Source organism: Apibacter adventoris (genome assembly GCF_002964965.1).
Lineage (GTDB): Bacteria > Bacteroidota > Bacteroidia > Flavobacteriales > Weeksellaceae > Apibacter > Apibacter adventoris.
This window is the reverse complement of the sequence record NZ_PSZN01000023.1, coordinates 1-22,895: the sequence shown is the minus strand read 5'-3', so window position 1 is coordinate 22,895 and position 22,895 is coordinate 1. Positions and strand designations below refer to the sequence as shown.

20 protein-coding genes and 1 tRNA gene are annotated in these 22,895 nt (G+C 27.4%); 13 read left to right on the top strand and 8 right to left on the bottom strand.

Translation table 11 applies throughout. From position 1 onward, the window contains the following. Positions 1 to 43 precede the first annotated feature (43 nt). Positions 44 to 1,411 (bottom strand): HTTM domain-containing protein, encoded by a 1,368-nt coding sequence (locus tag C4S76_RS09845; RefSeq protein ID WP_317045861.1) that lies wholly within the window; start codon positions 1,409 to 1,411, stop codon positions 44 to 46. A 134-nt stretch (positions 1,412 to 1,545) separates the two neighbouring features. Between C4S76_RS09845 and C4S76_RS09840 the strand changes: the two genes are divergently transcribed. From C4S76_RS09840 to C4S76_RS09825, 4 genes are all read left to right on the top strand, one after another. Continuing rightward, on the top strand, positions 1,546 to 2,733 hold the full coding sequence (locus C4S76_RS09840; protein ID WP_146105729.1) for a hypothetical protein: 1,188 nt from the start codon (positions 1,546 to 1,548) through the stop codon (positions 2,731 to 2,733). A gap of 16 nt (positions 2,734 to 2,749) precedes the next feature. Beyond that, a complete protein-coding gene (locus C4S76_RS09835) occupies positions 2,750 to 3,814 on the top strand; it encodes a hypothetical protein (protein WP_105194300.1) in 1,065 nt (354 codons plus the stop codon). A gap of 184 nt (positions 3,815 to 3,998) precedes the next feature. Next, positions 3,999 to 5,402: an NAD-dependent succinate-semialdehyde dehydrogenase gene (locus C4S76_RS09830; protein WP_105194299.1), complete on the top strand. Its 1,404-nt coding sequence runs from the start codon at positions 3,999 to 4,001 to the stop codon at positions 5,400 to 5,402. 334 nt (positions 5,403 to 5,736) lie between these two features. After that, positions 5,737 to 6,363: a porin family protein gene (locus tag C4S76_RS09825; RefSeq protein WP_105194298.1), complete on the top strand. Its 627-nt coding sequence runs from the start codon at positions 5,737 to 5,739 to the stop codon at positions 6,361 to 6,363. 518 nt (positions 6,364 to 6,881) lie between these two features. Here the strand turns inward: C4S76_RS09825 and C4S76_RS09820 are convergent. Next, positions 6,882 to 8,396, bottom strand: a complete 1,515-nt coding sequence (locus C4S76_RS09820; protein WP_105194297.1) for an oligosaccharide flippase family protein — start codon at positions 8,394 to 8,396, stop codon at positions 6,882 to 6,884. A 405-nt stretch (positions 8,397 to 8,801) separates the two neighbouring features. Here C4S76_RS09820 and C4S76_RS09815 point away from each other — a divergent pair, with 405 nt between their 5' ends. Beyond that, on the top strand, positions 8,802 to 9,344 hold the full coding sequence (locus tag C4S76_RS09815; protein WP_105194296.1) for a hypothetical protein: 543 nt from the start codon (positions 8,802 to 8,804) through the stop codon (positions 9,342 to 9,344). Between the two features lie 1,003 nt (positions 9,345 to 10,347). Here C4S76_RS09815 and C4S76_RS09810 read toward each other — a convergent pair. After that, on the bottom strand, positions 10,348 to 11,220 hold the full coding sequence (locus C4S76_RS09810) for an aldose 1-epimerase family protein (protein WP_105194295.1): 873 nt from the start codon (positions 11,218 to 11,220) through the stop codon (positions 10,348 to 10,350). Positions 11,221 to 11,330: 110 nt separating this feature from the next. Then, entirely contained in the window at positions 11,331 to 11,930 is a 600-nt protein-coding gene (locus C4S76_RS09805) for an NAD(P)H-dependent oxidoreductase (RefSeq protein ID WP_105194294.1), read from the bottom strand. Between the two features lie 1,550 nt (positions 11,931 to 13,480). On the opposite strand from C4S76_RS09805, the gene C4S76_RS11835 reads away from it, so the two are divergent. From C4S76_RS11835 to C4S76_RS09775, 7 genes are all read left to right on the top strand, one after another. After that, positions 13,481 to 13,624: a hypothetical protein gene (locus C4S76_RS11835; RefSeq protein ID WP_181044106.1), complete on the top strand. Its 144-nt coding sequence runs from the start codon at positions 13,481 to 13,483 to the stop codon at positions 13,622 to 13,624. Between the two features lie 315 nt (positions 13,625 to 13,939). After that, entirely contained in the window at positions 13,940 to 14,374 is a 435-nt protein-coding gene (locus C4S76_RS09800) for a hypothetical protein (RefSeq protein WP_105194293.1), read from the top strand. A 98-nt stretch (positions 14,375 to 14,472) separates the two neighbouring features. Further along, positions 14,473 to 14,688 carry a hypothetical protein gene (locus C4S76_RS09795; protein WP_146105728.1) on the top strand — a complete coding sequence of 72 codons (216 nt, stop codon included), beginning with the start codon at positions 14,473 to 14,475 and terminating at the stop codon, positions 14,686 to 14,688. A gap of 242 nt (positions 14,689 to 14,930) precedes the next feature. Continuing rightward, positions 14,931 to 15,263: a hypothetical protein gene (locus C4S76_RS09790; protein WP_105194291.1), complete on the top strand. Its 333-nt coding sequence runs from the start codon at positions 14,931 to 14,933 to the stop codon at positions 15,261 to 15,263. Between the two features lie 627 nt (positions 15,264 to 15,890). Next, a complete protein-coding gene (locus C4S76_RS11830; RefSeq protein WP_181044105.1) occupies positions 15,891 to 16,043 on the top strand; it encodes a hypothetical protein in 153 nt (50 codons plus the stop codon). Positions 16,044 to 16,196: 153 nt separating this feature from the next. Beyond that, positions 16,197 to 16,421 carry a LysM peptidoglycan-binding domain-containing protein gene (locus tag C4S76_RS09785; protein WP_105194290.1) on the top strand — a complete coding sequence of 75 codons (225 nt, stop codon included), beginning with the start codon at positions 16,197 to 16,199 and terminating at the stop codon, positions 16,419 to 16,421. 831 nt (positions 16,422 to 17,252) lie between these two features. After that, entirely contained in the window at positions 17,253 to 17,561 is a 309-nt protein-coding gene (locus C4S76_RS09775; protein ID WP_105194288.1) for a hypothetical protein, read from the top strand. Positions 17,562 to 17,730: 169 nt separating this feature from the next. Here the strand turns inward: C4S76_RS09775 and C4S76_RS09770 are convergent. The 4 genes from C4S76_RS09770 to C4S76_RS09755 form a co-directional block, all read right to left on the bottom strand. Continuing rightward, positions 17,731 to 17,815 (bottom strand) — tRNA-Ser (locus C4S76_RS09770). 80 nt (positions 17,816 to 17,895) lie between these two features. Then, complete coding sequence (gene lysA / locus C4S76_RS09765) at positions 17,896 to 19,110, bottom strand: diaminopimelate decarboxylase (protein ID WP_105194287.1); 1,215 nt, start codon at positions 19,108 to 19,110, stop codon at positions 17,896 to 17,898. 49 nt (positions 19,111 to 19,159) lie between these two features. After that, positions 19,160 to 20,176: a glycosyltransferase family 2 protein gene (locus C4S76_RS09760; RefSeq protein WP_105194286.1), complete on the bottom strand. Its 1,017-nt coding sequence runs from the start codon at positions 20,174 to 20,176 to the stop codon at positions 19,160 to 19,162. Then, positions 20,140 to 21,015 carry a lysophospholipid acyltransferase family protein gene (locus tag C4S76_RS09755; protein WP_181044104.1) on the bottom strand — a complete coding sequence of 292 codons (876 nt, stop codon included), beginning with the start codon at positions 21,013 to 21,015 and terminating at the stop codon, positions 20,140 to 20,142. The genes C4S76_RS09760 and C4S76_RS09755 overlap by 37 nt, the downstream gene beginning before the upstream one ends. A 129-nt stretch (positions 21,016 to 21,144) precedes the next feature. Here C4S76_RS09755 and C4S76_RS09750 point away from each other — a divergent pair. Next, positions 21,145 to 22,895 (top strand): choice-of-anchor L domain-containing protein (locus C4S76_RS09750; RefSeq protein WP_181044103.1); only part of this gene is annotated, 1,751 nt, incomplete at its 3' end.

Here is a 22,895-nt window from a genome sequence, read left to right as displayed (position 1 = left end):
AATAATTAAATAATGATATAAGGAAAAATGAAAAAATAGGTATTTACTTCCTGTAATCCTCATATAATATAATCCATGGACTATGGGTAAAGTAATTCCATTTCACATTTGCCAAATCTGTTTTCTCATTAATTAGCCTTTTGTAAGGATGATTATTTATACTGACCCAACAATCTGCATAAATAGCTACATCTATACCTTTTTTCTTGAAATCTTTTTTAATGTATTGTGCCATTTGCCATATCACATCAGGACTAGTGTTTATTTTATTTTTTTGTTTTTCAGTAAGTAGATGGTCCAAAGAAAATGAAATAGGAAGATTATTCTTTGAATAAATATTTTTAACTTCTTTTCCTGTTTTTTTATCAATAATTAAGAATTGAATAGGATAACCTAATCTTTTTCTCAACATCATTCTCCAACTGAGTCTATGCCCTTCTTCCGTCCAAAAAACATCACCTTCAATAAGCCAATGGCGTAAAGGTAAAAATATCTGTATCAGAAAGTAAGGAATAAAAAGATATTTTAAAACATTTATTCCTTTGAAATTAACATTATCAATGTATGGTTGTAACGTAGGGCGTTTTCTAAAAAAAATTCTCCGTATAGTTTCTGGAGGATAAAAAAATACCACAAAACTTAAAGCAAAATAGGGGAAAATCCCTACTTGTAAAATTAGAGAATTAGATAAATGAAAAATTATATTTGCAATTAATGCGATTGTACGTGTTTTCTTCCATAGTAATAAAGGAACAACTAGTCCATCAAATAAAATACCTAAATATGCAATAGGTAAATAAAACCATTTTTCAGTGAAGTATTTACCAATTACAGGAAAATTAGTTTTATTAGAATATAACAAACGAGTAAAAGTGCCATCCAGCCAATCCGGGTATAATTTAGCTATTGTAGCGTAAAAATATAAAATAGCAATTTGTAACATTAATACATAAGAAAACCATTGAGGCATAAAAAGAGATTTTAAACGTTTATTTCTTTTAGAATCAAATGAGCAATAAGCATTAGCTGGAAGAAATAACATTATAAAACAAATAAGAATTAAAAAATAATAATGATTATTATAAGAAGTCTTTTGCATGAGATATTGTGCCGTCCATAATAATAAAAAGCAAAAAAGGCTTGCCTTATATCTATAGCCGATCATTACAAATAATCCTAAAATAGCCATTAATGCAAAATAAAAATACATACCATACCCTGGTAGTGGATGAAGCCAATCAAAACCTATAAAAGGAAATAAAATTCTAGGTGTAATAAGATTATTTTTTACCCATCCGGTTAAAATAGAACCGAATGATTCTATAAATAATAAAAGGCCTAAAAAAATTCTGAATATAATTAATGGAGAATTATCAATTTGTAAAAATAATTTTTGCGTAAAAATTTTCAAGATTTTTATAATTTTAGTTGTAGTAAAAATAATAAAGTTTAGCTTAAAAAATACTATTTTTGTGAATAAATTAGGTCATTATGCTTTCATATTAATAAATAGTAAATTATAAATCTCAAAAATATATTATGAAAATGAACTATAGATTAGAACTGCAAAAACTAAGCCTTCAAATAGAAGAAACAAAAGATCAAGAAGAAAGAAAAAAACTTTTAAAACAAGCAATAGATATAGCCGATATGAATAATGACTTTTACGAAGGAATAGATTTAAGATATCAGCTAATAGAAGAAGAACAAAATGTAGACTTCAGAATTAAATTATGGAAGCAGTCAATTCAACTAGCAGATTCTGCAAAGGATTTGGAAGAAAGTTTTTACTTAAGAAAAGAATTAATAGAAGAAGAAACTCTTTCTACTGCAAAATGTATAGATAGCTTTCCTGCCATGACCTGGATATTGAATGCGGTTGACACATATCCAGATAGATTTAATGAAGATGAAGTACTATGGCAATATAAATGGCTAGCAAATTCTGCCATTGATAATTCAAACGTAACTTATACACAAATAGAAGAAGTGCTTGATGATTTAAAAATTAGACTAGAACGCAACGGATATGGATTAGGTGCCTATTATGTTCCGAAAATTGAATGGGACATATCTCGCGGATATATAGAATCAGCTATACATACAATTAAAGAAAGAGATAATTATGGAAGAGATGGAATGTCAGATTGCGAAGCTTGTGAACAGAATCTTAAAATAAGAGTCAAATTATTAGCAGGTCAAATAGAAGAAGCCTTGCAAGATATGAATGAAATGAAGATAAAAAAACTGACTTGTGCCGAAGTACCCTTTGAAACTTATACCTATTTAACTTATTATCTTAACAAATACCAAGTAGGAAATGCAAATGAATTTTTCAATAAAGGGTTAAATGAAATTCAAGAAAATGCTGAACCTAATATTATAGAGGGAATTTCCAGATTAATTAATTATGCCTCGTATTTTGATAAAGAACATGCATTATTATTATTTGAAAAATATGCCAACTGGCAGTTAGGAGCAGAAGATTGCGCATTATTTAATATATCATTGAACTTTCTTAAATTATTCCAACAAGATAATATATTGAATATTAAAGGATTGAGTTCAGAGTTTCCGTTTTATAATTCCAATCAAAAGTATGATAGTCATAAAATATATAACTATTATTTAGAACAAGCTCAAAAATTAGCCGATAAATTTGATGCCAGAAACCAAACCGATAATTTTAATACCCTTTTAAAAAAAGAAATAGAATTCAATCAAGTTCATTAATCAATCAATAAATACTATGAATTATAATTTAGAGTTACAAAAATTAGAATTAAAATTAGATACAATCACTGCTGTAGAAGATAGGATTAATATACTAAAACAAGCAATTCAGTTAGCCGATAGCAATCAAGATGTTGAATGGGGCTTTGATTTTAGATTGAGATTAATATCAGAAGAAGTATGTACTTCTCATTGTGTAGAAAGTTTTTCTGCATTTTCATGGATATTGGATGCCTATGATAAAAATCCGGATATATTTGATGAGAGTGAGTTTTTATGGGAATACAAATGGATGGCTAAAGCTTCATATTGTAATGCGAATATATCTAAAGAACAAATAGAAAATATAATTGAAGATTTAAAATCAAGAATGTTAAAAAATGGATATAGTCTGAGAGGATATTATAGTATTGTTATAGCATGGAAACAATTTTTGGGTTTACATGAAGAAGTAGATAAATATATACAATTACGAGAAAAAGAGCAGAGAGATGATATGTCCCATTGTCCTGCCTGTGAATTAGACACGAAAGTAGGAGAAGAATTGAGAAAAGGGAATATAGAAGAAGCCCTAACGATGGCAAATGACCTTATAAACAAGAAACTTACCTGTGCTCATATGCCTTTTGCCACTTTTTGCAATTTTGCATACTATCTCAACATAAAAAAGGATGAAAGAGCTTCTTTATTTTTTGAAAAAGCAATGGAAGAATTAAACAAAATGGATGAAACAGACAGCTCTATTTTAATTAGTATTTCCTTGCTCATTCACTACTTGATAGATAATGATGAAAAAAGAGCATTTTCTTTTTATGAAAAATACTCCATATGGGAACTTGATGCGGATGATTATTTAAAATTTACATTTTCCAAAAATATTTTACCACTTTTCCGAAAAGGAACAAAAAAAGACTTACAAATTAATGTACAACACCCTATTTTTTCAGAATCTGGAGAATATGAACTTTCAGAACTATATAATTACTATTATAAACAAGCAAAATTACTCTCTGAAAAATTTGATACTAGAAACCAGAACTCTCACTTTAGTGAATTACTAGAATCTGCAATAATAAAATAGGAAAACAATTTCTTTTTCTGGTTATTTAATGGACAACAAAATATAATTATACATTTATAATTGATTGCATTTATGTTTCTATTAGTAAAAATTATATGAAATAAATCATGTTTTTAGAATATAATTTGTAACTTATAAAAACGAAAAAATAAATAAAAGTTCAATCACAAAAAATGTAAAAATTATGTCTAAAGAAGCGATAAAATCAACCATTAGGACCATAAATCCTGCTACAGGAAAAGAAGAAAAAGTATTTGATATCATGAGTGAAGCTCAAATAGATCAGATTGTTAGACAGGCAGATAAAGCTTTTAAAAGCTGGAAGAAAACTAAATTTTCAGAAAGAGCGGGCATAATCAATAAAGTTGCTTCTATTTTGAGAGAAAGAAAAGAAGAGTTAGGAAAATTAGCTACTATTGAAATGGGAAAACTAATTGCAGAATCAAAAGCAGAAGTTGAAATAAGTGCCCAAATATTTGAATATTATGCAAAAAATGCAGAAAAATTTTTAGCAGATCAACCTTTGGAAACTCCATTAGAATCAGCTTTTTTAAGTTATGATCCCATAGGAGTAATTCTTAGTATTCAGCCTTGGAATTTCCCATTTTATCAAATTACCCGTTCTGCTGCACCCAATATTATGGCCGGAAATACAATGGTCTTAAAACATGCATCAAATGTACCTCAATGTGCAAAAATAATGGAAGATATTTTCAATGAAGCAGGATTGCCTAATGGAGTATATACCAATTTATTTATCCCGGGATCTAAGATGGAAAAATTAGCCGCTGATCCAAGAATTAAAGGCGTAACCCTAACGGGAAGTGAACCTGCCGGATCAGCTATTGCTTCTATGGCTGGGAAATACGTTAAAAAATCTACCTTAGAATTAGGAGGGAGTGATGCGTTTATTGTCTTAGCAGATGCAGATATAGATAAAACAGTACAGGCAGCCTTAAATGGAAGATTATGGAATGCAGGACAAGTTTGTGTTTCTCCGAAAAGGATGATAGTTGTAAATGCCGTTGCAGAACAATTTACAAAAAAATTAACTGAATTAGTGAAAAAAACAAAAGTAGGAGACCCTATGGACTCTCAAACTCAATTAGCTCCGTTAAGCAGTGAAAAAGCAAGAGAAGATGTCTTAAAACAAGTTCAAACAGCTGTAACCCAGGGAGCTAAATTAATTTATGGAGGAAAAAAAATAGACAGACCCGGAGCATTTATGGAACCTACGATCCTTACAGAAATTAAAAAAGGAACAAATGCTTATTCTCAGGAAATTTTTGGTCCGGTATTCTGTATTTATGTAGTGAAAGATGAGAAAGAAGCCATTGAACTGGCTAATGACACTGATTTTGGGTTAGGAGGAAGTGTATATAGTAAAAATAGAGAACATGCTGTGGAAGTAGCTCGACAAATAGACACAGGAATGGTATATATTAATCATGTAACAGGAATTTCTCCTGAATTACCTTTTGGGGGAACTAAAAACTCCGGATATGGAAGGGAACAATCACCGTCTGGAATTTATGAATTTGTAAATGTAAAACTTATCAGAATTACAGATTTTGATCATCCATATTAAAAAATTTAACTTCTAAAGAAAGCCTGTAATTTCATTGCAGGCTTTTTATTGCAATTTTCGTTATAAATATAAAAAATAGAAGGCATCCTAAAATGTTTTTGCAACATATAAATATGATTTTATAACATATCGTTGTTATTTGTAATAAATATACAAACTTTGAGAAATAAATATCTATTTACCTTAAAGAAAAATAATTTTATAAAGAGTAGAAAATTTATAAAATCAACAGATATAATACTCAGTAATAAATATTATTTAGTTAAATAATCATAGTTATTATTTGTTCAATAAATTTATCTTTGCAAAGTTTATAATTAAAAAAATAAAAACTATGAAAAAAACATTATTGGCGATATTTCTTATCGTTTCAGCCTTATTAAGTGCACAAAAAGTGAAATTTGGTGCTAAAGCTGGGTTAAATGTATCTACCTTAACAGGAGATTTAGGTGATACCTCTTCAAAAGCCGGATTTTATGGCGGGGTTTATACCCGAATTCCAATTTCTTCTTCTAAATTTAGTTTTCAACCTGAAATTTTGTTTTCTATGCAGGGAACTAAAGAAAAAGATTCATATACTACACTTACAGTGCATGAAACAATAAAAGGTAATTATAAATTTAACTATATAAATATACCTTTAATGCTTCAATATGAAATTATACCTGGACTAAGAGTAGAATTTGGGCCTCAGTTTGGCTTTATGGTAACTAAAAAATATGATATAGATTATTATTATTATTATTATAACATTTTAGAAGAAGAATTACATGTTTCAGGAACAGCTAAGAATTTAAAAACTTTTGATTTTGGTTTAAATGTTGGAGCAAACTATGAGTTAAAAAATGGAGTTAATTTTTCGGCAAGATATAATTTTGGTTTAACTAATTTAAGTGATGTTTCAGATTATTCTGTTAAAAATTCAGTATTTTCAATTGGAGTAGGATATACCTTAAAATAAAGAATACAATTAGTAATTTTAAATATTTAAACTTAAATAAACAAATATAAAAGGGCCTCTAGGATTATCCTTGATGTCCTTTTTGTTTTTATATTATCTTTTCTAAAATAGAAGACAAAAATGTTACCCATTCAGATAATATAATTTTTATTAATATTTCTGTAGTAAAAAATCGATTATTAGATTATCTTTCAGCTTATCTAGTTTTTTGTCTGAAGTGTATATGAAAATATCTTTATAAAAATTCTATGATTATTATAGCTCCTTTTTTCAACTAATTCTTTATTAAGAAGTTAAAAAATTAAAATATTTTTTTTAGAAAGATAACCAATTATTCTTTTTGTTTAATTTTTTCATAACCTGACAAAAAAATCATCTTTATCATATCTTTAAATATTAATCAGGAATTTCAGTTAATCTGCTGAAGAAAGGATATAGTAGAAATTATTTTCTAGATTCTTTTTTCTATCAAAGGTAATTTTATCAGAATGATAAATATTCTTCGAAAAAGACCTTTATTATTTTTTAAATCTAAATTTTTTTATTTTTTCTTTAAATACTTTCATGTCCTTATATTCAATTTTTGTAGTAAGATAGATAAAAAGTAGAAAAAATAAATTTCCTAAGATAATCCTAAACCAAAGATTGCCGGAAGTATAATAAGCAATAAGACTTAAAAAAGAACTTCCTCCTATATAAAAAATTAATTTTCTGTAATTATATGGAATAGGATATTTTTTTTGTCCCCAAAAATAAGAAATCAGCATCATTACCAGATAAGAAAGAAGAGTAGCCCAGGCACAGGCCCAGTATCCCCAGTTGGTATACTTTAAACCTATGTAATTTAATATTATAGTAATCAGAGCGCCAATTCCGGAAATCAAAGCTCCATAATGAGTATTGTCAGAAAGCTTATACCAAATAGAAAGATTAAGATATATGCCCAGAAATGTAGAGCCGATTAAAATGATAGGGACCACCTTTAGCCCAACCCAATATTCGGGATTTCCTATATATAAACGACCAATCCAGTCCAAATTTGCTACTAAAAATAACAGTATTAAAGCACTGAAAATAGAAAAATATTTCATTAATGTAGCATATGTTTTTCCAGAGTTTTTATCGCTAGCATGTGAAAAGAAAAAAGGCTCTACTCCTAAAAGATAAGCTGTTTTAAATAAAGCAATAAAAGTAGCTATTTTATATACAGCACTATAAATACCCATCTGGATATCCGCATCTCCTTCCGGAAGTAAATATTTTAGGAATTGGCGGTCCATTGTCTCATTAACAATTCCGGCTAATCCGGCAATTGTTACCGGCCATGCATAGATAAGCATTTGTTTCCATAAAGGAATATTAAAAGAATATTTTCCTTTTATCATTGTAGGAAGCAAAGCAAAAAATGTAAAAATACTTGCAATAAGGTTAGCGGCGAAAGCATAACCTATACCATAATCAATATTATAAATTTTTGTAAAAAACAAATAGCCTATTCCTTGTGTTTCAATTTGTTTGGGGATCCAGAAAATTAAAATTACAGAAAGTAAAAATATAAGGATTGAATTTAAAATTTTCAATGAAGCAAAATAAATAGCCTTGTTTTGAATTCTGAGTTTTGCAAAAGGTACAGCACACATAGCATCAGCAGCCAGAATAAATAAAAACCAAATTAAAAAATTTATTTCATCTGGGTGTTTAAAAGCTAGTGCTAATGGTTTTTTGAATAAAATACCTAAAAACAGAAAGACAACAGATACAATAAAGACGGAAGTCATAGCTGTAAAATAAACCTGATTTTGTTTTTCTTTATTCTCTTTATATTTTTGAAAAAAACGAAAAAAGGTAGTTTCCATGCCATGAGTTAATAATACAGAAATAATACCTGCTGCAGAATAAAAATCTGCATAAATAGAGTATTTTGCCGGTCCAAAAGCTTTTACAAGCATTGGGGTAAGAAAAAAAGGAAATACTCTGACTAATACATTGCTTAGTCCATAAATAAGAGTCTGACTAAAAAGTTTTTTATACAACTATATGGTTTTGAATAAATTATGTGTTTGCATCTCGGGAACTTTTGCTTTAATGTATATGAAAACAAATTCCGAATGTAAATTTATTGACAAATTTAATAAAATTGATTAGGTTTATAGTAAATCATTCCTTAAATTGAAAAATAAAAATAAAAGTCGAAAAGTGTTTATGAGTGCTTAAAATTTCTTCCTCACAAAGTTAATTATAACACAAGAATATTGAAGGAATTGAAAAAAAGAAAGAAGAAAAAGTAAATAATCATAATACTAAAATAAAAGAAATAATGAAAAATAGGAGTTAATCTATCAATATTATTCCTTTGATTAAGCTGAATAACTACACCGACGAATAATTGGATGTTATATATAAGACATAGCTAAATAAAATAAATCGGATATAAATCTATGAAAAAAATATACTTTCTGCATGGCTATCAAACTTCAGGAAAAAAATTTAAATGCCTACAAGAGTTTTATAAAGACTCTAAAGAATATTTACCCATAAATTGGGAATGGGATGAATTTATGGACATCCCTAAATTTATAGAAAACAAAATTAAAATTTTGAAAGAAGATACCGGAGAAAAAATATTGATGGCAGACAGCATGGGCGGAAATTTAGCATGGCATATTATTAATCAAATTCCTGAATTACAATATGTGATGACTAACCCGGTGTTTTCCGCAGAACAAATTGTTGAACAAGAAAAAATCTTACCAGAAATGAGAGTTAAAATTTTTTCAGCAACTTCTCAAACTATTAAAAATAAAAATATAAGATTGATAATATCTTTAAATGATAAAGTATTGGATCCTGAACATTATAAAAAAGTTTTTGGAGAAGAAATATCCGTTTTGCAATTAGAGGATGAGCATTCTATTATAAATATGGCGCAATATATGCCTTTAATTCACACCATAATTCAAGATGCATTTATAAAAAAATAAAATTCATTTTCTTAGTTTTTATTTTCTTATCTATTCTCATATAAATTTTCTCACACAATTTTGTGAAAGAAAAAATTATGAAGGGAATGTAATAATTTCCTTTAGAAAAAATATTTACTTTATATTCTAAAGAATGTAAAATATATTTTTTATTTAATAAAGTGAATGAGTTTTATTTATTCTATCAATAAGCAAAAATTTTCACAAATAAATTTATTTTATATCTTATTTTCATTTCTATAGTTTAAGAGAGTGAAAAATGTATAAAGTTATTCTGATGATTTGAAAATATGTAGTTTTATATAAGTTGGTTATAATTAAAATTTTAAATATATAAGTAAATATATTTTAATTTGTTACAATATTTTATATTAAATATATATATAAAATATCTTAATTTATTTTGTTTATGTAAAAATAATTTTTACATTTGTATCATAAGTTGTGTTTATGTTTAAAGTCTCATTTCTTAGTTTTCAGCATTAGTTTATACTTTAAAGTAAACAACCTTAAGAACCATTTTAGACTTTGGTCCTCATACTCAATAAAGGTATGAGGGCTTTTTTATATGTAAATTTATGATTTTGAATAAATTATATCGTGAGTAATAGGAGAGGTGGATTGGAAAAATACACAATAAATAATGCTTATTATAAGGATTTAATAAGCAATAAAAGCCAAGAATATGTATTTTCTGCTTTTATATAATCTTTTAAAAATATAAAGTTTGTTAATATTTAAAATTTAAAATTAAAAATAATTTTCTTCTTAGTCAAACTTATTTATAGTAAGCAATCTTTTTTTTAATGGAATTAATAAATTTATGAAACGGTATGATATTTTTTATACAAATAATAGTTAAAGACCTTATTTTTTGAAAAAAAAAATTTTATTTAACTTGAAAAAAATGATGTTATATAAATCTAAGCTAAAAAAAGTAGTTTATAAAATTCATATAAACTGTCCAAAATAGATAAACAATTAATTTAATAATATTTAAGATCTAAACAATCTCAATTGTATATGAAGCATAGAATGTATTATTTATAGCTAAGTGGTTCATCCAATCTCTATCTTTAAATTCACCTGTATAATTTATTCGATCGCAACGTCCATACCAAGGTTCTATACACACAAAAGGAGCATTTGCAGAAGGAGACCAAAGTCCTACTAGAGGTGCATCGAAATGAAGGCGTATGTAAGGTTCTTTATTAGGAGAGAGTAAATCGATTCGGGAAACTTGATTATTTTCAAAAATAAGAGCATCATGGTCAAAAAGAGTAGGGGTAATAGGTAATAACCCGTCTTCTAAATGTAAAGAATGATAATCATATACTTGTACACATCCTTTTTCTTTTATCAAGAGATATTTTAGATTATGGTTAACATTAAAGTTAAAATATCCTTTACAATTTTTTTCGTGCTTGTTATCTTTGTACATAAAGGCAGGATGAGCTCCTATCTGAAAGTAAATTTCAGAATCACCGGTATTTTTTACTTTCCATAGAACTGTAATTTTTTTATCCTCTAGTTTATACGTAATTTCTAACAGAAAAGGGAATGGATATATGGCTAAGGTTTGCGGATCGCTTTCCAGAATGAAGCAAATTTCATTTGGTTGAGAGTGAAGCAAGGTAAACTCTCTATCGCGAGCAAAACCATGTTGTTTCATTTTATAAATAATTCCTTTATGCTTGTATTCTCCATTCCATACACTCCCCACGATGGGAAATAATATCGGAGCATGTCTTTTCCAGAATATAGGGTCGGCCTGCCATATATATTCCTCATCAGTAAAGTTGTTTTTTATACTGCAAAGCTCTGCTCCCAAAGGATTTATTTGCAAAGTTAGTTCTTCATTGTATAAAACTTCCATATTTTTTATTTTTATACCAATGTGTCTAAAAATTGGATGTGAGCATCAATAAGTTTTTTCAATATCTTTGATTTCTTTTTTGTATGAAAAAAAGACAATGAACATTTACTTTATAAGGATTGAATAATCTTTTCAATAGATAATCGGGATTTAGGTGATATGGAAGGTTGGTTATGGTCATTTTCATCTCTATACCCGATAGCAACTGCAAATAAAGGTTTGTATTCTCCTGTTTTTACTATTTCTGCATATTTTTCTTTATTGATGCCTTCCATAGGGGTAGAATCTATTTTCATACAGGCACAAGCACTTAAGAAAAAGCCTAAAGAAAGATATACCTGATGTTGCATCCAGGATTTGATTCCAGATTCAGGAAGAGTTTTTATAAACTCATTATAAAATGTTATAGATCCTTCTGGTAAATAAGGTTTCATTTGATTTTCCAGTTTAGCAATATCATCTATAGCGGTAAAAATGACCAGATGACTTGCTTCTTTGATTTTATATTCATTCCAGTAAGAAACTTCCGCTAATTGTTTTTTCAGTTTTTCATCAGAAATGAAAATAAATTTCCATGGCTGACAATTGATAGAAGATGGGCAAAGTCTTAGAATCTTTTTTAGATCTTCAATTTTTTCTTCGGTTATTTTTTTGTTTGGATTATACTTTTTTGTGGTATATCTATTTTCTGCAATGTTTAAAAAATTCATGTATATTTTTTTTAATTAATCTCTATATTTTTTAATAACAAATGTGTATATAATTTTTTTGTTATGCAATATAAGATAAAAAAAGGCAACAAATAGATTTTTTATTTAAAAAAAACAGTAATAGTATTAATAAATAATTATAGCTTTTAAAGTAAGAACAGTATTCCATACAATCAATTTTTAATTTATAAATCATTTATTTAGAGTATGGTATTAAGGGATATTAATAAAGAATGTAAGATTTTCATAGAGAGAAATTGAAAAAAGTACATCTAAAATAAAAAACTAATTTAAAATCTAACAAAACCCATATGAGTAGATACAATATAAAAATAATTAAAGTTTTTCAATTATAATTAGGTAAAAAGGAAATAAAGATATTATTTATTCAGTTCAAATAGTTCGATCAAATAAATATTATTAAAAAATGAAACTACATTTAAATCTATTATTTCCAAAAAAGTATGAAATAATTAATCATTTTATTATATAGAAGAAATACTTGAAAAAATATTGTTTTGATCTGATACAATTAATAATATAAAAGAGATATTTTGTTTATAACTGGGGAATAGAAAAATGTTATATGTATAGTTTCGCAAGTTTTTTTGCTATAAATCCGAAACTTCAATTATTTGTACTATTAGGCTCAAAAAATTATCTAATATATCATGTTGTTAAATTGGCTAGAAAGCTCGCCGAATCCTGTGCAAAAAACACAAATAATATGTTGTAAATTATCTATAATGACACTTTTTCGACAAAATATAAAAATTTATATATCAAGCTAAATGAAAAATGTAAATAGATAACTTAGAGTATAAATTTATTGAGCAAATTACATGCAAAGGGCAAAAACAAAAAAAGCTAATATATTTATTTGGAATATATTAGCTTTTATTTTGCGGAGAAAGAGTGACTGCATTAATGTGGTGTTATGCAATAAAATAGTAATTTTATAAATAATTGATAATCATTTTATTTAGTGTTAAATATGCTTATTCTAACTATTTTAAATAAGTACTCAGATTGCATAATTGTTGTGCAAATTTTTCTTGCTCAGCATATCTAAATTTTGTAGATTTACATACTTGAAAATCAATCAATTTTATTATGGTTAAAGTAAAATTCCTTTTAAGAAATTCAAAAGCAGAAAGAGAATTACCTATTTATATTAGACTTACTGATGGTAGGAGTGTAGATGTTTGGGGGTAGACTAAAGAAAATACACCACAAGACAATTAAGATGCAAATACTGACTTTTTATTGGAAAAATAAAAGATGATAGAGGTAGAATTAAAAAATTTGATTTAGGATAACTATAAATTAAATTTGTTGAAAAAATAATTGTAAAAAAACATTTTTCTTGGTTAAATCTTTCAATTATCGGAAATAGAACAAAATATTTTCTTAAGGGAGAAGGAAGAATAAAACCAATTGGATGTGAAAGATACTATGACATACAAATTTTATTTTCTCCTCTACTAGGAAGAAGATTTGAAGAGATTTTTATAACAAATCCAAAAATAGATTATAACCCGAAAATACACATGTATAAAAATAAATCTTTATGCCTCTATTATCCTAATGACTATTTAGAGCATGTTCCTTTGTATAAGTCTTTAGCTTGGACATCTGAATGGTTAGTAAAATACGAATTTTTTGAAAAATACAGAGTTTGGATTAGGAAATGAATATAAACAATAATATTTAACTATGAAAACATTTAATCAATATTTTAGCCTTTACAAAAAAAAATATTCTTTTGAAAAACTATTTTTACCTCAAACTTATTCATTAAAAGAAAGTAAAATATCTTTGCGGTTATGTATAATTATACTAATACTATATTTCATAAATCTTTATGCCTCTATTATCCTAATGACTATTTAGAGCATGTTCCTTTGTATAAGTCTCTAGTGTGGACATCTGAATAGTTAGTAAAATACGAATTTTTTGAAAAATACAGGGTTTGAATAGGAAATGAATATAAACATTAATATTTAACTATGAAAACATTTAATCAATATTTTAGCCTTTACAAAAAAAAATATTCTTTTGAAAAACTATTTTTACCTCAAACTTATTCATTAAAAGAAAGTAAAATAATTTTGCAGTTCTGTATAATTATACTAATACTATTTGTATTAGGAGATTCAATGTTAATTTTCAATTATGGTACAGGTTCTATTGCCTATATATTAATGTTCGCACCTTCTATTCCCATTTCAATATATGTTTTTATAATTAAAACAATACAGGCTAGAAAAGAATTGAAAAATAATAATTTACCTATTCCTATACAATGGTATAAATGGAAATCAAATGAGCTAAGCGACATTAGAATGACTATTATATATAAAGACTATAAAGATATATCCCCTTCTATATTGGGAGGGTTAATAAAAATTACATATAAATTAAATACATTAATGAACCTATAAAAAATCCTTTTCTCATTTTTGAAAAATATGTAGAATATGCAGGAAAATTATTAATAACTTTACTAATTGGGATATTGACTTATAATCTGTATAGTAATTTGAATATAGATAATTTAGGTATAACTCTTAGGCTTATTATTGGGCTTTTGCTTTTTATTGGATTACTAATATTTATATGGGAATTCCTATTAAAAAGACCTTATTTTGAAAATCAATTGGGCGAGAAAGAAAAATTAAAAGAATATGCTTTTGTTTTAGAAAATATTTCATTGATGAAATTACAAATGAATAATTCTGAAAAATCTAATAATTAAAAAATATTGTATATTTGAGATAGAAAATTTTAAATAAAAGAAGCGACAGCTTTTATTTTGTAACAGGAAATCTGACAGTTTAAAAAATGTAACACAAAATAAATAGTTGATTGCTCGTGGGTTATCCTGTTTATGTAACATAGGCTTTGTCAGAGCCTCCTGATGTAAATAAGACTTAATTCCACGCCTTCTTCATTTATAAACCTCATTGTTTTGGAATTAGGTGAATTAATTTAGTTTTTATGATAAAATTCATTTTGACTTTTAGTGTATTAGGTGTTCTATTTTCTTGCTCTCAACGAGTTCATCAATCTGACAAAGTAATGTATGACATTAAACCCAATCATGGGTTCGACAAACAAAGGTTCTTGGAGTTAACAGGAGCTACTGTAGAAGATATGACAAAATATGTTTCTGTAGACAATGACTGCCCTGTTAAAAATATTCAGGTGTTGTTGGATTTATCAGAACAAATGGGTAACGCTCTTTATATTGTAGATATGTATGGAGTAAAAATGAAATATATACGGACTGGTTCAGTATTCTCAAAAGACACTTCATATAATAACAACTGATTATGAAAAAGATATTATTATTTTTGCTTTTCTTATTGAGTTATTTTTCATTCTCACAAAGCAACAAAGATTTGACTATTAATAAAATCAAAACTTTTATTTTTTAAAAATGGTGTTTTGCCAGGAACAGATAAACTCGTTCGAAATACCCCAGTTATTTATTTTGACAAGTCAACTAAAGATATTAATATAGAAAATTCGTCTTTTTCATTATCAGAGGTAATATAATTTATGAGTATAAATACCAGTACGGAAATCATTCCGTGACTTTTGAACGCAAATATTCTAAAGTGTATTTCTGATATAAATGGGTATAATAGTGATGGTTTTGGTATTCCTATTTCATCTAAATCAAAATGTTATGAATTAATAGGATTATTCAATCAGCTAAAATACAGACATAGTTATGAGAAAGCTCTTAGTATTATTGTTTTTAAATATTCAGGCTGTTTTAAATGCCCAAAACAGCTTTAGGCTAGATTATTAAAATTTGTTACTTATGAAGATGGAAAATGAACTTCTATCCAACGAGGAAACCATACCTTTGTTTTTAACTCTGACAGCAACAGCGATATTAAATGATATAATTCTGTTGGAGTCAAAGCCTTTTATTGAAGAATTTAAGGAATGAGTATTAGTTCTGTTGATTGGAATACCATCAGGATAACAAAGTTTATAGATAATGCAGGAAATGAAGCCTATATTCAATTATTTGATAGTGTAGGATGGTTGGTTTTAATCAATCCATCATTGGATTATAAAATACAGTTTTATCCATAAGGTCAAAATGGAAAGAGAGATATCCCTATACTCATAACTTTAACAATATTAACCTCTTTAGAAGTTTACTAAAATAAAACAATAAACTATATCAATAAAAATAAAATTCAAATAAAATAAAATTTATCTTAAATTAGCCTTGTTATTAAGGCTATGGAATACAAATTACATACAGTAAATGGAGAAGAAAAACTTTCATCTATTGCTGATAAATATAATACAACCCCAGAAGCAATAAAAGCCCTGAATCCCAATATGAAAACTTTTGAAGGTTTTATTGGAGGAACGTTTGTTTCTTATGGGCAGAAAATTAAAATTCCTATACCTGAAAAGAACATAATACAACCTCAACACAATCTTATTCAGATATTCCCTTAAATGCATTTGTTTTTACTTCTAAAGCAAGATACCGATGTAAACAAATTAACAGTACTAAAGTTAATAATACTCTCACTTCATATACCAATCAAAAAACTCAATATCTATTAGAACAAAACTTAGAAGAAAAATATAATAGAACAGAATTAGAAGAGTTCTTATATGAAGTTATTCCCCTGCTTTAGCTGATTCCTTTGAACTCGTAAAAGCCACAGAGTTTATTAAGAATAAGGCTTATTTTCAATTATCAGAAAATGGGAAAATAGAAAAATTATTAAATCGAAATAGTATTTTAAAACAATGGAAGGAATTTAAAGAAAAAGATTTTGCTAAACTTCCTTTTATTGCCTCCCTAAAAAGCAAAGAATCAGTAAAAAACATAGAACAGGCAGAAGATAAACAATTTAACCATCCTAACATTCAGGAATATATTTAATTTTCTTTGTTTTAACCAATATTAATATAAACCAGTAGAAGAACTCGAAAAAGAAGAGTTTTTATATGCTTCTACTTTATTACCCCCTTTAGTCATTCCTTTAGAGTTCAAATATGATAAAGTAAGTGAAAATAAAAATTTACTTACTATTAAAAAAATAGCAGAAGTTAAATTATCAGAAAAACTGTCACAGGAATTAACAGCAAAATATAATGAAATGCTGAAGCCTGCGATTAAATATTCTTTTATGGAGTATAAATTATTTTTTAGTTGTATTATAGAATTAGAAACAGAAACTTAACTTTTGGAAAGAGGCACTCTAAGCCTGAAAGAAGAAGTAGCAGACAATATAGAGAATACCTGTGAGTTTAGTTTAGCCCGATTGCCTCAATAATATGAAACAAGATAATAAAAAATATGAATTTAAGGCTGTGAACTTAAAAGAGAAAATTATAATTGGAATAGTATGGGCAATATTATTTTTATCATTTTTTTTATTAATGCAATATCTGTATTATGATGATAAAATAGTCAATGTAATAACTAATTTAAAGACTATTGGTATTCCTTTTTTAATCTCATTTATATTATCATTTGCTATATCATACTACATTATAAGTGATAAGTACCATATACAATTAGAGGAGAATGTAGGGTTTTCTAATCCATTATTGAAAAAAATTAAGCTGTTAATTAATTTTTAAATTCAATGATAAAAGTTATCAGATATAATATTTTTTATTATAGTTTTAAATTACTTCTTAAAATTTTTTCAAATATCTTAGGATATAAAACATTTGAGCAAATGTCGAGCAAATAATAAAAACAAAAAAAGCTAATATATTTATATGGAATATATTAGCTTTCATTTTGCGGAGAAAGAGGGATTCGAACCCCCGGACCTGTTACAGTCAACAGTTTTCAAGACTGCCGCAATCGACCACTCTGCCATTTCTCCGGTTTCCCATACTTTAATTCTGGGATTGGTTTCTTAAGCGGTTGCAAATATACAACCCTTTTTTATTTTTCCAAATTTTTTTAAATGGAAATGTCTATAGTTGTAGATAATAAATCTTCTAAATTTTCTCTTCTTCTTATTAAATGAGCCTTACCATTAAGTAAAAGAACCTCTGCAGGAAGTAAACGAGAATTGTAATTAGATGACATAGAAAAGCAGTAAGCACCAGCATTTTCTAGACATAGCAAATCTCCCATTCGTACTTCAGAAATTTTTCTATTAGATGCAAATGTATCTGTTTCACAAATATACCCTACTACGTCATATATTTGTTCTTTTCCGGCAGGGTTTGAAATATTAGTAATATTATGATATGCATGGTAAAACATTGGGCGTATTAAATGATTAAATCCACTGTTTATAAAAGCAAAACTTCTATATGGGGTATCTTTTACAACATTTACTTCAGCCACAAAGAAACCACACTGACTTACTAAAAATTTTCCGGGTTCAAAAATTAAGCGCAAAGGCTTGCCATATTTTTCAATAAATTGATTAAAAAGATCACTTAATTTTTCTCCAATTTTTTCAATGTTTGTCTGTTTATCATCGGGTTTATAAGGAACTTTAAATCCGCTTCCAAAATCTAAATAAGTAAGATTGGGAAATTTATCTGCAATACCAAAGAGTACTTTAGCTCCTTGTAAAAATACATCAATATCTAGAATATCTGATCCTGTATGAATATGAAAACCTTCAATATGTAAAGAAACTTCCTGGGTTAATTTTATTATGTCTTGTACTTGCTCTATAGAGATTCCAAATTTAGAATTTACATGTCCGGTTGAAATATTTTCATTTCCTCCGGCTTTTATATGTGGATTAATACGTATTCCAATAGGATAATTTTTAAATTCCTGAGCAAATTTCCTAAGGAATGGGAAATTATCGATATGTATTTTTACTCCTAATTTTGTGGCTTGCCTAATCTCATTAAAATTTACTCCACTAGGAGTGAATATGATCTCCTGAGGTGAAAATCCAGCCTTAAGTCCTATTTCTATTTCTTGTATAGAAACAGCATCTAAACCAGATCCAAGCTTACGTATAAATTTTATAACATTTATATTGGTATTTGCTTTGCAGGCATAATTAAGTTTAACATCTTTTACAGAACTAAAAGCTTTAAATAAACGGGTATATTGCTTTTGAATAATAGAACTATCATAAATATAAAGTGGAGCACCATACTCATGTGCTAGGTATTCAAAATGCTGCATTCTTGCTAATTCCATAGTTTAATGAAAAAAAGTGTTTTGCAAAGTTAAAAAAATTACTAAGCTTTTATTTTAAGTGGGTATATTTTGTTCTTTTTTTTATAAAATATTGAAAAACAATATTTTTTTTATCAAAATAATCAGGTAATCCGGCTTTTCTTTTTTTTAGATATTTAGGTAACATCTTATAAACAGAAAAATGAGCACGTATAACAGCCCAACAATACTTCCACCCATTAGAAAAAATAAAGTTGATCCCGGCAAAACCATCTAATACAAGACGTAATAAGAATATCCATAGAACTTTGTTGGCAGGAAGATTTTTAATTAACATCAAAAGATTATTTCTAAAATTTAGATAAGTTTTATGGGGGTTGTAAGGATCTAGAGTTCCACCTCCATAATGATATACTGTAGATTCACTACAATAATAAATTTTTCTTCCGTCATTTTTTAATCTCCAGCATAAGTCAATTTCTTCCATGTGTGCGAAAAAATCGTAGTCAAAACCTTTTTGTCCCCAGAAATCTTTTTTTCGTATAAACAGGCAAGCTCCGGTTGCCCAAAAAATTTCCTGATTGTTATTATATTGTCCTGAATCTTTTTCAATGCTGAAAAAAATTCTTCCACGACAAAAAGGATACCCCAAATTATCAATAAAGCCTCCTGCTGCTCCTGCAAATTCAAATTTGTTTTTTTCTCTATAACTAAGTATTTTGGGTTGTATAGCCGCAATGGATGCATCTTCTTTAAATAATGAAAGAATTGGAGAAATCCAGTTTTCTGTTACTTCTACATCTGAATTTAATAAACAATAAATATCTTCTGATATTGATTTTAAACCTTCATTATAACCACCGGCATATCCATAATTTTTTTGATTATGGATAATTTTCACATCAGGAAAATGTTCATTCAGATAAATAATGGAATCATCTGTAGAAGCATTATCGATAATATAAATAGAAGATTCGGAGCTATAAGTGATAATTCCGGAGAGAAATTTTTCAAACCAGGTAATTCCATTATAATTAAGAATAACTATGGCTACAGTTGGTAATCTTTTCCGCTGGTATATTTCCATCTTTTATGAGACCAAAGCCAAATGGCTGGGTGTGTTTTTATGTTTTGAGTAAGTTCTTTATAAAATTTTTCAACGATTTCATTTTCCTTGAAATATTCTTTATCAGGAGTAATACGTTTTAAACGAGCTTCATATTTTCCTCTTTTAATTTTAACCATATCCACATAAATGATAGCATAATCTTTTTTTCGAGCAATTTTATCATAACCGTTAAAGGCTGGTGTTAAACGATTAAAGAAATTCAATTCATAATGGATTCTACCTAAAAAAGGACTTTGATCTGCAACAAAAAGAAAAATATGCGAACCGTCATTGGGTAATTTAAGCATAGTTCTTCCTACTTCTTTTACAGTTAGGGGGATAGCTCCAAAACGTGAACGGGATTTGTGAACTTCCTGATCAAAAAAATTACTAGCAACTTTTTTATATACCGCATAAGTGTTTTTTTGATATAAATCGTTTGAAATTCCCGTTAGCCACTCCCAGTTAAACATATGTCCGATGAGTAATATCACATCTTTCTTTTCATTCAAACATTGTTTTGAGATTTCCAAATTAGTAAATTGTATTCGTTTATCATAGTCTTCACCTTTCATTGAAAATGTTTTAATAAGCTCAACTATGAAATCTGAAAAATTTTTATAAAAATCTTTTTCAATTTGTTTTCTTTCTTTTGGAGTTTTGTCAGGAAAAGCAATTAATAAATTATTCTTTACAATTTTTTTTCGGTACCAAATAAAATGATAGGTAATAACATATAATACAGAAGAAAAACCATAGAGAATAGAAAATGGTAGCCGAGATAATAGAATAAATAAACTCTTTATTAATTTTTTCAAGTTGTTTAAAATATTAAAGCAAAAATATGAAAAGAAAATAGATTAATATAGATAAAGATAGTATTATATTATTAATATAAATAATAATAGTTTTTTTATTATTAAAATATACTTATTTATATTTGTGTAATGAAAAAGATATACGTTCTTTTATTTATGTTTATAGTAAATTGTTATATATCACAAAATATTATCTCTGTTAATGATTTAAAATATGATCAATCATCCTATTCTATGGAAGAATTGATTAAAAAAGTTTTAATTTCAGGTGTGGATAATGATTGTGTTATTGTAGAAAATGTAGTTTTTTCTCCCAATTTAAATTATGAGCAACGTAATTATGGATATTTTAATAAAGAAAATACGGGTTTTCCATTTAAAGAGGGTTTGTTTTTATCTACTGGCTATGCCTCATCAATTGGAAATAATGTTTCAGTTGTTGCATCGAACAATCAATTAGGAACTGGAGGTGACATGGATTTAGTAAAGGCTTTACTAGCTGAGAATCCAGGAATAAGCATTAGTAAGATGTATGATGCCACATATATTGAATTCGATTTTATACCTCTTAAAGATGAAATAAGTTTTAAATACTTATTAGCATCTTCAGAGTATACATCAACATATCCATGTAGTTATACAGATGGATTTGCTCTGCTTTTAAAGAAAGTAGGAGATGCCGATTATGTAAATCTAGCAGTTCTTCCAGATAATACTCCGGTAAGCGTTACAAATATAAGGCCAGAAGTAGGTATATATTGTTTAGATAAAAATATAAAATATTATGCGGGAGCATATAAGGAACTCTATGGTATTCCTAAATCCTCAGGTAATTATCTTCCTTTTGAAATGAATTTTACCGGTAGAACAATCCCTCTTATAGCTAAAGCTAAGGTAATACCTTGTGTTAAATATCATTTTAAATTCGTAATTGCAGATTATTTGGATAGTCGATTAGATTCTGCTGTATTTTTAGAGGCAGGTTCTTTTGATTTAGGTGTTAAGATAACGGATATGAATGGAATTAATTTGGATAAAGAAGTATATAAATGCGAAAATGAACAAATTCCTTTATATGCAACAGTATCTTCTCAAGCCGAATGTTTAGACTTTCAATGGTATTATAATGATGTTTTGCTTTCCGGGGCTAATAGTTATAAAATTAATGCTTTAAACCCAGGTTATTATACTGTTAAGGTAACCCCTAATATTTCCAAAAATCAAAAATGTTCACTAAAAGCGTCCATTGAAGTTAAAGATATTAACCAACCTCTTAAGATTTTAGGGAAATTGAAATTTTGTAAAGGAAAAACTACTATTTTAAGCACAGACAAAATCTATTCAAAATATAGTTGGTCAAATGGACAGAATATTATATCAACAGAACCAACCTGCGAGGTAACAAAACCGGGAACTTATACGTTAAGAATAAAAAATGAAAAAGGATGTGATGCAGTATCTTCAGTACAAGTAGAAGAGTATCCCGAGCTGAATCCAGAAATCAAAGGGAAATTGGAATTTTGTAAAGGAAAAACTACAATTTTAAGCACAGACAAAATCTATTCAAAATATAGTTGGTCAAATGGACATAATGTTATATCAACAGAACCAACCTGCGAGGTAACAGAAGCGGGAAAATATACCCTAAAAGTAATCGACAAGAACGACTGCGAAGGAGCAGTAAGTGTACAAGTAGAAGAGTATCCCGAGCTGAATCCAGAAATCAAAGGGAAATTGGAATTTTGTAAAGGAAAAACTACAATTTTAAGCACAGACAAAATCTATTCAAAATATAGTTGGTCAAATGGACATAATGTTATATCAACAGAACCAACCTGCGAGGTAACAGAAGCGGGAAAATATACCCTAAAAGTAATCGA

Excerpts from the sequence above, each read along its gene's own strand:
- C4S76_RS09800 (WP_105194293.1), top strand. The coding sequence starts at position 13,940 with ATGAAAACATTTAATCAATATTTTAGCCTTTACAAAAAAAAATATTCT.
- C4S76_RS09810 (WP_105194295.1), bottom strand. The coding sequence starts at position 11,220 with ATGGAAGTTTTATACAATGAAGAACTAACTTTGCAAATAAATCCTTTG.
- C4S76_RS09825 (WP_105194298.1), top strand. The coding sequence starts at position 5,737 with ATGAAAAAAACATTATTGGCGATATTTCTTATCGTTTCAGCCTTATTA.
- C4S76_RS11830 (WP_181044105.1), top strand. The coding sequence starts at position 15,891 with ATGAGTATTAGTTCTGTTGATTGGAATACCATCAGGATAACAAAGTTT.
- C4S76_RS09805 (WP_105194294.1), bottom strand. The coding sequence starts at position 11,930 with ATGAATTTTTTAAACATTGCAGAAAATAGATATACCACAAAAAAGTAT.
- C4S76_RS09815 (WP_105194296.1), top strand. The coding sequence starts at position 8,802 with ATGAAAAAAATATACTTTCTGCATGGCTATCAAACTTCAGGAAAAAAA.
- C4S76_RS09775 (WP_105194288.1), top strand. The coding sequence starts at position 17,253 with ATGAAACAAGATAATAAAAAATATGAATTTAAGGCTGTGAACTTAAAA.
- C4S76_RS09760 (WP_105194286.1), bottom strand. The coding sequence starts at position 20,176 with ATGGAAATATACCAGCGGAAAAGATTACCAACTGTAGCCATAGTTATT.
- C4S76_RS09790 (WP_105194291.1), top strand. The coding sequence starts at position 14,931 with ATGATAAAATTCATTTTGACTTTTAGTGTATTAGGTGTTCTATTTTCT.
- C4S76_RS09785 (WP_105194290.1), top strand. The coding sequence starts at position 16,197 with ATGGAATACAAATTACATACAGTAAATGGAGAAGAAAAACTTTCATCT.
- lysA (WP_105194287.1), bottom strand. The coding sequence starts at position 19,110 with ATGGAATTAGCAAGAATGCAGCATTTTGAATACCTAGCACATGAGTAT.
- C4S76_RS09830 (WP_105194299.1), top strand. The coding sequence starts at position 3,999 with ATGTCTAAAGAAGCGATAAAATCAACCATTAGGACCATAAATCCTGCT.
- C4S76_RS09840 (WP_146105729.1), top strand. The coding sequence starts at position 1,546 with ATGAACTATAGATTAGAACTGCAAAAACTAAGCCTTCAAATAGAAGAA.
- C4S76_RS11835 (WP_181044106.1), top strand. The coding sequence starts at position 13,481 with ATGTATAAAAATAAATCTTTATGCCTCTATTATCCTAATGACTATTTA.
- C4S76_RS09835 (WP_105194300.1), top strand. The coding sequence starts at position 2,750 with ATGAATTATAATTTAGAGTTACAAAAATTAGAATTAAAATTAGATACA.